Below are 10,388 nucleotides of genomic sequence, written 5' to 3'. Positions count from 1 at the left end.
CCTCATGACTCGCCCCATCCGCTTCCTCGCCTTCATCCTGGCCGCTGTCCTGCCCGTGCTCGCCAGCGCCCAACCGCTGGACCGCGAGGCGCTCGAGCGCGCGATCACCGAGTCGGTGTCGCGGGGCGATCCGGCGAGCGACCTGCAGGCGCAGTGGCGCGAGCGCTACGGGAAGGAAGCTTCCACGTCCCCGCGGGCGAAGCGGGTCGAAGGCCAAACGCTCAAGCGTGCACTGGACGAGGTCAAGGCGACGGTTCGTGCTGCACGCGCCGGACGCGGTGATCCGCAGAAGCTCGCCGCGGCAGTGGAGTCGCTGCGTGCGGCCGATGCCCTTGCGATGGCGGCCTTCGACGATGCGCAGAAGCGCCTGGACGAATCGGGCAGCTCCGGCGGCACGTTCGGCCAGCGCCTTGCGGAAGCGCGCCAGCGCGTGCGCTCGGCCATCGATCCGGTCTACGGAGCGCTCGACGTGCCGCGCTCGAACGAGAAGCGCGCGGGCTCCGCCGTCACCACGGATGCCGCGCTGCTCGATCGCGCGGCCGCGGTGCTGGAGGCCATTCCCACCGACACTCCGAGTGCGATCCTCGGAGCTTCCACGCTGCCCGTCCGCCCGGCGAATCTCCCGGCACGCGCTCCGTTGCTGATCCCGGTCGTCACGCCGGTCTATCAATCGAACGTCTCCGACGCGACCCCCGCCGATGCCTCGGCGGCCGACGACGCGCCGTTCAACGCCGAGATCCTGCAGAAGGCCGCGGACCTCGGCCACGACTACGTGCGGGTCTTCGAGTTCGTGCGCAATGAAGTGCGGACCGAGTGGTACGCCGGCAGCCAGAAGGGCGCGACCGGCGTGCTGCGGACCAAGTCCGGCAACGCGGTCGACCAGTCTTCGCTGCTGATCGCGCTGCTGCGCGCGAGCGGCGCTCCGTCGCGATACGTCTCGGGCGTGATCGAGATGCCAGTGGAAACCCTGGCCGCGCAGATGGGGCTTGCCGATACCACGCTGGTCCCGGATCTCCTCGCACGGGCGGGCATCGCGTACTCGCCGATCGTGCAGGGCGGGCGGGTCGCACGCGTTCGGCTCGAGCACACGTGGGTCGCATCGCTCGTTCCGTATACGAACTATCGCGGCGTCACGCTGGACACGACGGGCCGCACCTGGCTACCCCTGGATGCGTGGCTGAAGCGCGTCGAGGGCCTTTCCACGCAGCCGCTGCTCCTGCAGCCGAGCCTCAGTGCTCCGGCGCTCGCCGCTGAGTACGTCTCGACGGATCGTACGAAGGACCTGATGACGTTCGTGCGCGAGCGCGCGACTGCCGTGGCCGCCGGGGCGAACCAGACCTACGCGCAAGCGCTGGGCGAGGTGCGGATCGTGGCGCAGCGCCTGGACCTGCTGCCCAACACGCTTCCGTACGACGTGGTCGTGGTCACGCGGGAGTCCGCGGCGGTGGATCCGGCGTCGGTCGTGACCGTGCGCATGCGCCTCTACCCGGCCGCCGTGGGTTCGGCAGCGGGAATGGACCTGAGCTACCCGTTGCGCGAACTGGTCAACGACCGGGTCACGCTGTCGTACGACGCCGCGAGCGTCGACGACCACCGCGTCTCGCTGCTTTGGGGCGGCCTGGACCAAACGCCCTCGTACCTCATCCAGGTGCGCCCGCGCATCCATGTCGCGGGCCACATTCGCGGGTCCGGCACCACCGGCTTCACGCCGGGAGCGCCGGTTCGCTTCGAGATCGCCTTCAACGGTCCGTTCGGAACCCACGCCGTCGAGCAGACGCTGACGGCGGGCGCGTACCAGGCGATGGGCGTCGCGGCGGGCGGGCTTACGCGCTCCGCGGTGCTCACGGGAGATCTCGAGCGCGATGGCCCGCGTTTCCTCGACGGCGCCGCGAAGAAGTACGTAACCGACCTCAAGGCCGCGGAGGACGAGCTGGCTCTCCTCACGGGCGCCGCGATCGCGCGTCCGCTGCCCTCGCTGGTGATGGTGAACAACTACCTGCGCGCCGATGCGATCGCGAACGTCACGTTCGCGGCGAGCTGGCGCGGCGTGACGATGGATGCGTTGACGCGTGTGTCCGAGCCGGTGGGCTCCGCCGCGGCGCGCACGGCGTGGATGCAGCTCGCGGCGCTCGAGGGCTCGTCGCTCGAGCAGCTGGTGTTCGCATCCCTGTTCCAGGTGGACGCGCTTTCCGCCGATCGTGTGCTGGCCCTGGCCGGCCGCGTCGTGCTGTCCGGAGCCGTGGGAGAGACCCAGCTCGCGGGGATGCCGCACGCGGCGGCGGTGAAGACCGAAATCGGAAACTGGCTCCGCCAGGGCTACACCGTCACCACGCACGCGGCGCCGATCACTCGCAACATCTGGACCGGTTCGGCCTGGGTGGTCGAGGATCCGGCCACGAAGGCCGCCGGCTATTTCATCTCGGGCGCGCTCGCGGGCGGCACGAGCACGGATGCCGAGTGGGTGATGAAGATCTTCGCCGACGCGCTGGCGAACTCGTCGTCGTCGGAGCCTGCCGATCCGCTGTCGGCCGCGTCGATCACCATCGTCACCGAGACCGATGGCCAGAAGGGCACGGTCGGGAAGATCCTCGACAAGAAGGTGCAGGTCCGCGTTCGTGACGCCGAGGGCCGCCCCGTGAAGGGCGCGAAGGTGACTTTCCGGTCGCTGCGGGGTGGAGCCACCGTCGCCCCCCTCGAAGCGGCCAGCAACGCCAACGGCATCGCCGAGACCGAGGTCACCCTCGGGCAGAGCACGGACGAGTCCTCCCTTTATCTTCGGAAGTCCGCGTCCGATACCTACACGTCGAAGGTGGGCCAGAACTTCGTGACCGCGAGCGTCGTCACGCGAAGCGGCTCGCTGCCGCTCACCGAGCCGATCAACGCGTATGCGTTCCCCGACATCGTCGATAACCTCTTCACGGGCTGGCTCAACCGGGGCGAGGGGGGCGTGTCCGGCGGATCCACGATCATCGCCGAGGATCGTTTCGGCAACCTGGTCGCCAACGCCTCGTTGGTCATCGCCGCGCAACAGGCGACCAATCCCTGCGAGGGCGTCGGCACCCCACCGCCGCTCAAGATGTCCTCGGGTACGCAGTGCGAAGGCTCCATGACCTACGCGGGGTGCGGAGGCGGGGGCACCCTCGAGCTCAAGACCAACTCCGAAGGTTCGGCGACCTTCCTCGCATTCCTGCCGCCCGTGAACGCCTCCATGTTCCCGGTGACGATCACTTCGGGGCTCACGCTGCTCAATCTCACGTTCCGCTCGACCGCCTCGTGCGGGGATCGCTCGCCGCGGATCATCATGCAGCACTTCACGGTGCGCGACGCGGTCGGCCGCCTCGTGCGCGCCGCGAAGCCAGGAACGCAGTCCACCGAGCCGGTGTACTTCTCGGCCTACGTGTCGGCGCCGGTGGGAAGTGGTTCCACATGCGGCACGAACCGGGACGTCACCCCGGTCACCACGCTGCTCACGAGCTCCGCGACCCTCGTGCCCGGGTCGGTGACGGGTCCCACGGTCGTCGGGGGCGGCCTTCTCAGCACGACGGTCACGACCGGCCCCTTGCCCGCGATCCACAACCTCTCGGTGACCTTCACCGTGGCCAACCCCGGCGGCTGCGACGGCCCCGGTTCCGGACCGTTGGCCGGGGGCATGGGCGTGGAAGCGATCTGGGGCGTGGAGGCCAAGGTCGATCGCGCCATTCCCGTGGAGGTCCCGCCGGGCACCGATACCGGAAAGTTGCACCTCAACGCGCTCGGACGCCTCACGTATCCGGTGGAGATCGAGTACTCGATCAAGCCGGCCAACTACGCCGCGGCGCTGGCGGACGTGAACCTGCTCGCTGCGGACGTGGTGAACTACAGCTTCATCGGCACCTCGACGCTCAACACCGGCAAGATCCGTGTGGAGTCGGGCTACCCGTTCGACATCAGCAAGCGCAACGACGCCCAGCTCGTGCTCAACAACGGGTACGGGGGCCTTGGCGAGATCAAGAGCGACAAGTACGAGCTGCCGTTCCGCCAGAAGATCATCACCGAGGTGCGCGCCGAAGGCGGGCAGGGCGGGGAGCCCGTCAGCACGAAGAAGCTGAAGCTCCTGATGGACGTGGACATCGTGAACGAACGTGCGTGCCGCATCGGCGCGACGTACTTCTTCAAGATCTCGCGCCAATCGCGCATCACGCTGAAGGCCTCGCCGCGCGCGAGCGCCGGCGGCCCGCCGACGGGAACGCCGCTCAAGCTCATCGACGACGTGGTGTACGCCGAGGGCGAGCACAGCATCACGCTGCAGCCCGAGCAGTTCCTGCCGAGGGAGTTCGGCTACCAGCTGCTGCTCACGGCGACCTCGGTATCCGATCCGAGCCTCGTCGAGGAAAACGAGGGCCACCTCGAGCTCGTCTTCAAGATGAACGACGCACTGCCCGTGGGGCAGGTGCTGGTGAAGGGTGTCAACGTGAAGAGCGGCCGCCTGGTGCAGCCCGGCCAGTCGCTGCAGGTGCAGGGCCGCGGCCCGGCGCTTGCGTTCCGGCCCACGTACTCGAGCGGCGGGGCGGGATCGATCGGCGCCCTGGGCGCAAACTGGTCGCACAACTACGAGGCGAGCCTCGCCATCACGCCGTGCGGGGAAGTCGTCGTCTCCACGGGGGACGCGGGTTCCATGCGCTTCTTCCCGGGACCGAACAACACCTTCGTGCCCGGCAAGGGCTATCACGGCACGCTAGTCGCGAACCCGACCGACCAGACGTTCGATTTCTACAGCAAGGACGGGACGCGCTACCACTTCAAGTTCGTTACGTTCCTGAAGCGCTGGCTGCTCGAGACCATCACCGATCCCAACGGCAACCTGCTCAAGCTGGATCGCGATCTCACCAGCCCCGAGACGCCGCTGAAGACCGTGACCGACGGCAATGGCCGCACGCTCAACTTCTCGTACGAGACGCAGGACTTCAAGGCGCGGCAGGCTTCGGTGATCTCGCGCGTGGCGGGGCCGGACGGCATCGCGATCGAGTTCGATTACGACACGGATGGAAACCTGATCCGCAGCCAGCGCGCGGACGCACCTGCGCTGATCGAGACGTATGCGTACTCGGTGTCCGAGTCCTCGAACCTCGCGCACCTGATGACCGCCTACACGAACATCAACGGGCAGGTCACGGGGTACACGTACCAGACGCAGATGACGCCGCTCCGCCTGGGCGTGGCGGGGACGCCGATCGACTTCACGATTCCGGACGGAAAAGTCTCGCGCGTCACCGCCGCGGACGCCGGGACGACGACCTTCGCCTATGTGCCGTCAACGGGCTCGCAGATCACGACCGTGAACGACGGCGTCGGCAACCCGACCGTCTACACGCTCGACCGCTATGGCAGCCCGCTCACCATCCAGACGCCGGCCGGAACCACCACGATGGTCTGGGAGCCCGCCGACGTCGTGATGCGCAGCAAGACGGACGCGAACGGCGTCGTCACGTCCTATACGTACGATGCGCAGGGCAACGTCCTCACGGAAGCCGTGTCGGGCGCCGGGGTGAGCGTCACGTCGAGCAACACGTGGCTGGTGCAGGCCGCTCCGCCGTACATCAAGAACCGTCCGCTCACGCGCTCCGACCGCCGTGGAAACACCACGGGGTTTACCTACGACGCGAGGGGCAACCTCACCGCGGAGTCCCGTCCCGAGAGCGTGACGCTTGGCTACACGTATGCCGGGAATGGCGACCGGATCACCGCCACCGATGGCCGTGGCGGCGTGACGAAGTTCTCTTACGACGCCAACGGCAACCTGGAGCAGGTCACCGACCCGATGGGCGGCACGATCGCCACGCGCCACGATTCGCGCGGCCGCGTCCGGTCGATCACGGACCAGGAAGCCCGGACGACCGTGATGGAGTACAACACGCTCGACCAGATGACCATCCGGGCCGATGCGAAGGGCGGGCGACGCGAGTTCACCTACGACGCGCTGGGCAACAAGCTCTCCGAGAAGGACGAGGAGAACCGCACGGCCACGTACGAGTACGACGCGGTCAATCGCCTCAAGAAAGTCACGAATCCCATCGCCTCGAAGTCGATGGGCTACGACAAGGCGGGCAACAAGACGTCCGAGACGGATTGGCTGGGCCACGAAACGACCTACGCCTACGACGGCGCGAACCGCCTCATCACGCGCACCGAGCCGCTGCAGAAGATCACGCGGTATGGCTACGACGGCGTCGGCAACGTCACTACGGAGACGGATGCCGAGAACCGCGCCACGGCGCATGAGTATGACGGCCTCAACCGCCGCACGAAGACGACCGATGCCGAGCTGGGCGTCACGCTGTTCCAGTACGACGGCAACGGCAACAAGACGCGCCTCACGGATGCCGAAGGACGCGTAACCGCGCACAGCTATGACGGACTGAACCGGTTGAAGGCGACCACGGCCGATGCGACCGGCGTGAGCGCCACGACCAGTTACACGTACGACAAGAACAACAATGTGACGATCGTCAGCGATCCGTACATCCGTGACACGAAGCACGAATACGACGCGAACAATCGCAAGACCCGCACCGTCGACCAGGCCCTGCAACCGACCCGGTTCGAGTATGACAAGGTCGGGAACAAGCTCACGGAGGTCAACGCCCGGGGCCGTGGAAAGGGCTGGACGTACGACGAGCTGAACCGCGTCAAGCTGGCGCAGGACGAGGAGCGCAGCCAGACGGCTTTCGAGTACGACAAGGTCGGAAACCAGGTCTCGGAACGCTGGCAGAACGGCAACACCATCGTCCGCGACTACGACGCGTTGAACCGTCTCATCGCCACACGCGACGACCTGGGGAGCCTTGGCGGAAAGGGCTATGACGGACAGGGCAACGTCACGTCGGAGCGCGATGCCAACGGCAACACCTCCACGCACGTCTATGACGAGCTGAACCGCCGCACCTCGAGCACGCTGCCTTCGGACGCCGGGGCGCGCCTGCTCACGTTCGGCTACGACAAGGTGGGCAACGTCACGAGCGAGAAGGACGCCAACGACAACACCACCACGCACATCTACGACAAGCTGAACCGCCGCACGAGCTCCACGGATTCGCTGGGCCGCCGCTACGCCGCCACCTACGACAAGGTCGGCAACAAGCGCACGGAAACGGACGCGAACGAGCGGACCGACACACATACGTATGACGGCTTGAATCGACTCACCCGGACGGTCGACTCGATCGGCACGGTGATGGAGGCGACCTACGACCTGGTCAACAAGATCCAGGAGAAGGACGCCAACGGGATCGCCACCGATTTCGATTACGACGACATGAACCGTCCGAGGTCCGCGACCCGATCGGGCGTTACGTTGAGCGCCAATGAATACGACGAGGTCGGCAACGTTCGTTTCGTGACCGACGCCAACGGCAACAAGGTCGGATACGAGTACGACGGACGGAACCTGAAGACGGCGGACAATCGGAGCCTGGGCGCCATCACCCGCTACACGCGCGACAACATGGGTGACGTGACGCAGGTGCTGGACCCCGAGGGCCGGAAAACCGTCAACGCCTACGATTCCCGCCGCCGTCTCGACACCGTCACCAACGGTGCCCAGGAAACGACGGACTACTCTTACGACCTGAACGGCAACCGCACGGGCGTGCTCAAGCCCAAGGGCGCCGGGTTCTTCCAGACGTTCGCTTACGACGCTGCAAATCGTTTGGTGCGCGTCACGACACCCGCGGGGACTTCGAGCCTCGGCTACGACCGCCATGGCAACCTCACGTCGAAGACCGACGCGAAGAACCACGCGACGGCGTATCAGTACGACGCGCGCCATCGCCGCACGCGAACGATATTCGCCGATACGAAGTTCGAGGTGCAGACGTTCGACGGCGTGGGCAATCTGAAGACGCTCACGGACGCGAATCTGGCCGTGACGTCGTACACGTACGACGCCCGCAACCGGGAGACGCTGAAGGCGTACTCCGCCAGCGCCGACGGGCTGCAAAGCATCGGTACCGGCTACGACGGCAACGGGAACGTCTTGTCGACGACGGAAACGTATGTGAGCGGCACTCGCGCTCATACGCGCGCCTACGACCGCTTCAACCGCCTGCAGTCGGAGACGGATCCGTGGGGCGACACGATCACCCACCTCTACGACACCCAGGGCAACCGCAAGAGCACCACGGCGCAGGGCTCGACCACGCTCTACGGCTACGACAGCCTGAACCGGCGCATTTCGACCACGGCGTCCGGCGGGGCCATCCAGACCACGTACGACCGCACGAACCTGCCAACGGAGATCCGCTACCCGAACGGCGTGGTCTCGACGACGACCTACGACGCGGCGATGCGCACGAAGTCGGTGGCCCACGCGAAGGGTGCGACTTCGCTGGAGTCCACGACGTACTCGTACGACACCAACGGAAACCGCACGCTGCAGACGAAGGTCGCAGGCGCGCTGACAGAGGCGACGACCTATCTCTACGACAACGACGACTGGCTGAAGCAGACCTCGGTCACCAAGTCGCAGGGTGCCACGACCGGCACGCAGCTGATCGTCTACACGCTGGACGCCGTGGGCAACCGCTCTATCGAGAACTCGACGGGGACGGGGGCGGCTTCTTCGCTGACCTACGAGAAGACCTACACGCTCGATCCACGCGACCGGGTGACACAGGTGGTGGTGACGGGCACTGGGTCAGGAACCACGACCTACACCTACGACGACAACGGCAACCTGCTCACCAAGGCCAACTCGGCCGGCACGCGCACCTTCGTGTGGAACATCCGCGACCGTCTGGTGGAGGTGAAGAACGCCGGCTCGACCATCGCTCGTTACCGCTACAACGCGGAGGGTCTGAGGGACGAGATCGAGGGACAGCGCCGCACGACTTGGGTGAACGGCTTCGCCTACCTGGATAAGAGCATCACCAACTCGCTGCTCGCGAAGTACGAAACGCATGCCAACGGGCGCAGTCCGATTGTGGCCATCACGGGCTCGGGTAACGAATACCTGCATTCGGATGCGCTGGGCTCAAGCACGTTGTCGACCAATGGAGCGGGTGGCCAGAACGCGATCACGAGCTTCGACGCGTGGGGAAATTCGGCCACCTCGGGCTCGACGATCAACAAGTTCGGCTACACGGGCCACGAGATGGACGGGGATACGGGACTCGTCTACTTCAAGGCGCGATATTACGACTCGGAATTGGGGCGCTTCATCAGCGCTGATCCTTACGAGGGTGAGGCGCCGGTGCCGGTGAGCTGGAACTCGTATCTGTATGCGAGCGGCAATCCGTTGTTCTACATCGATAAACAGGGGTATGCAGGCGAGCCGCCAGAGATTGAACAGAGAGGACGCGTGATCGGAGGCGTTACTCGATCATTCAACATGGCGAAGGAAGCGGCGACCGATCCCAATACGCCTTGGGTCGAAAAGCAGGTCAACACCGCGCTTGCGCTGGCTACATTCCCGGTCTCAGTTGCAGAGACCCTCCTTTACTCTCCGCTCAACGTCGCGGCACCGGCTGATGAGGCCGGGCAGCACTTGGCTCGAGCGTCGCTCCAGAAAGATCCACGCGAGCGCAATCTTGACCTGCTGCGTGCTGTGGCATCCGGAAGCGAAGCGTTTACGAATCAAGGAGCAGCCGTTGGAGCTCCACGTCCGTCGTTGCGCGCAGTCGAAAACGACATTGCCAAGAAGCAAGCGGCGAATGCCACTGAAGTAAAAGCAATTGCGCAGCGGGAGCAGGGTCAGGCTGCGGGAGCAAACAATGCTAGCGTTGGAACGCAGAGCGCCTCGCCAGGTACTAGGGTCCTCACGTCTGAGGGCGGCGACGGAAAAGTTGCCAAGCAGCTACTCCCGACCGACAAGACGGCCGTACCAACGGCGCCCCCCCCGCGACAAGTTCTTCTCGACAGCAACGTAACAACTGGATTGGCCAAGGACCCAACGCTCAAGGGTAGAGTTCTCGCGGACGAGCAACCTGTGGTGTCATACGTCACTCGACCCGAGATGCAGAATGCAACCAAACACTCAAACTTGAAGGGGGTTCCTCGAGCGTTGGACGATATTCCCGTTCTCGCCGATGTGCCATCGCTTGATTTGCGTATCAACATCCGGGGCCAACTACCCGACAAGGCCGGCCGCTTTGGCGATGGAATCATTGGTGCGCAAGCACTTGAAAAGCGAATTCCGCTTGTCACCAACGATACTGATCTTGCGAAGGTTGTAAGAGGACGCGGGGGCGAAGTCCGATGAAAGTTGGGGCTCGTTTGGAAATCGTAGGAAGGAGTGAGCTTCGAGTAGCGGGCCTTCCGGTCATTACGCTTGTTGCTGCGTGCGATGAGGGAGGTAGACCTGGTGCTCTGGATATCCTAGGGGGCCCTGCGAGCCTGGGACGCTTTGAGAACTT

1 protein-coding gene is annotated in these 10,388 nt (G+C 65.5%); it reads left to right on the top strand.

Translation table 11 applies throughout. The features are described from left to right. Nucleotides 1–4 precede the first annotated feature (4 nt). Complete coding sequence (locus DSM104443_RS11165; protein WP_171092235.1) at nucleotides 5–10,234, top strand: RHS repeat-associated core domain-containing protein; 10,230 nt, start codon at nucleotides 5–7, stop codon at nucleotides 10,232–10,234. The last annotated feature ends 154 nt before the right edge of the window (nucleotides 10,235–10,388 follow it).

Origin of the sequence: Usitatibacter rugosus, assembly GCF_013003965.1 — a bacterium.
GTDB lineage: Bacteria > Pseudomonadota > Gammaproteobacteria > Burkholderiales > Usitatibacteraceae > Usitatibacter > Usitatibacter rugosus.
Note: the sequence above shows the minus strand (reverse complement) of the source record. Positions and strands in the feature narration are given on the sequence as shown.

Coding starts and splice junctions, on each gene's coding strand:
- DSM104443_RS11165 (WP_171092235.1), top strand. CDS start 5: ATGACTCGCCCCATCCGCTTCCTCGCCTTCATCCTGGCCGCTGTCCTG.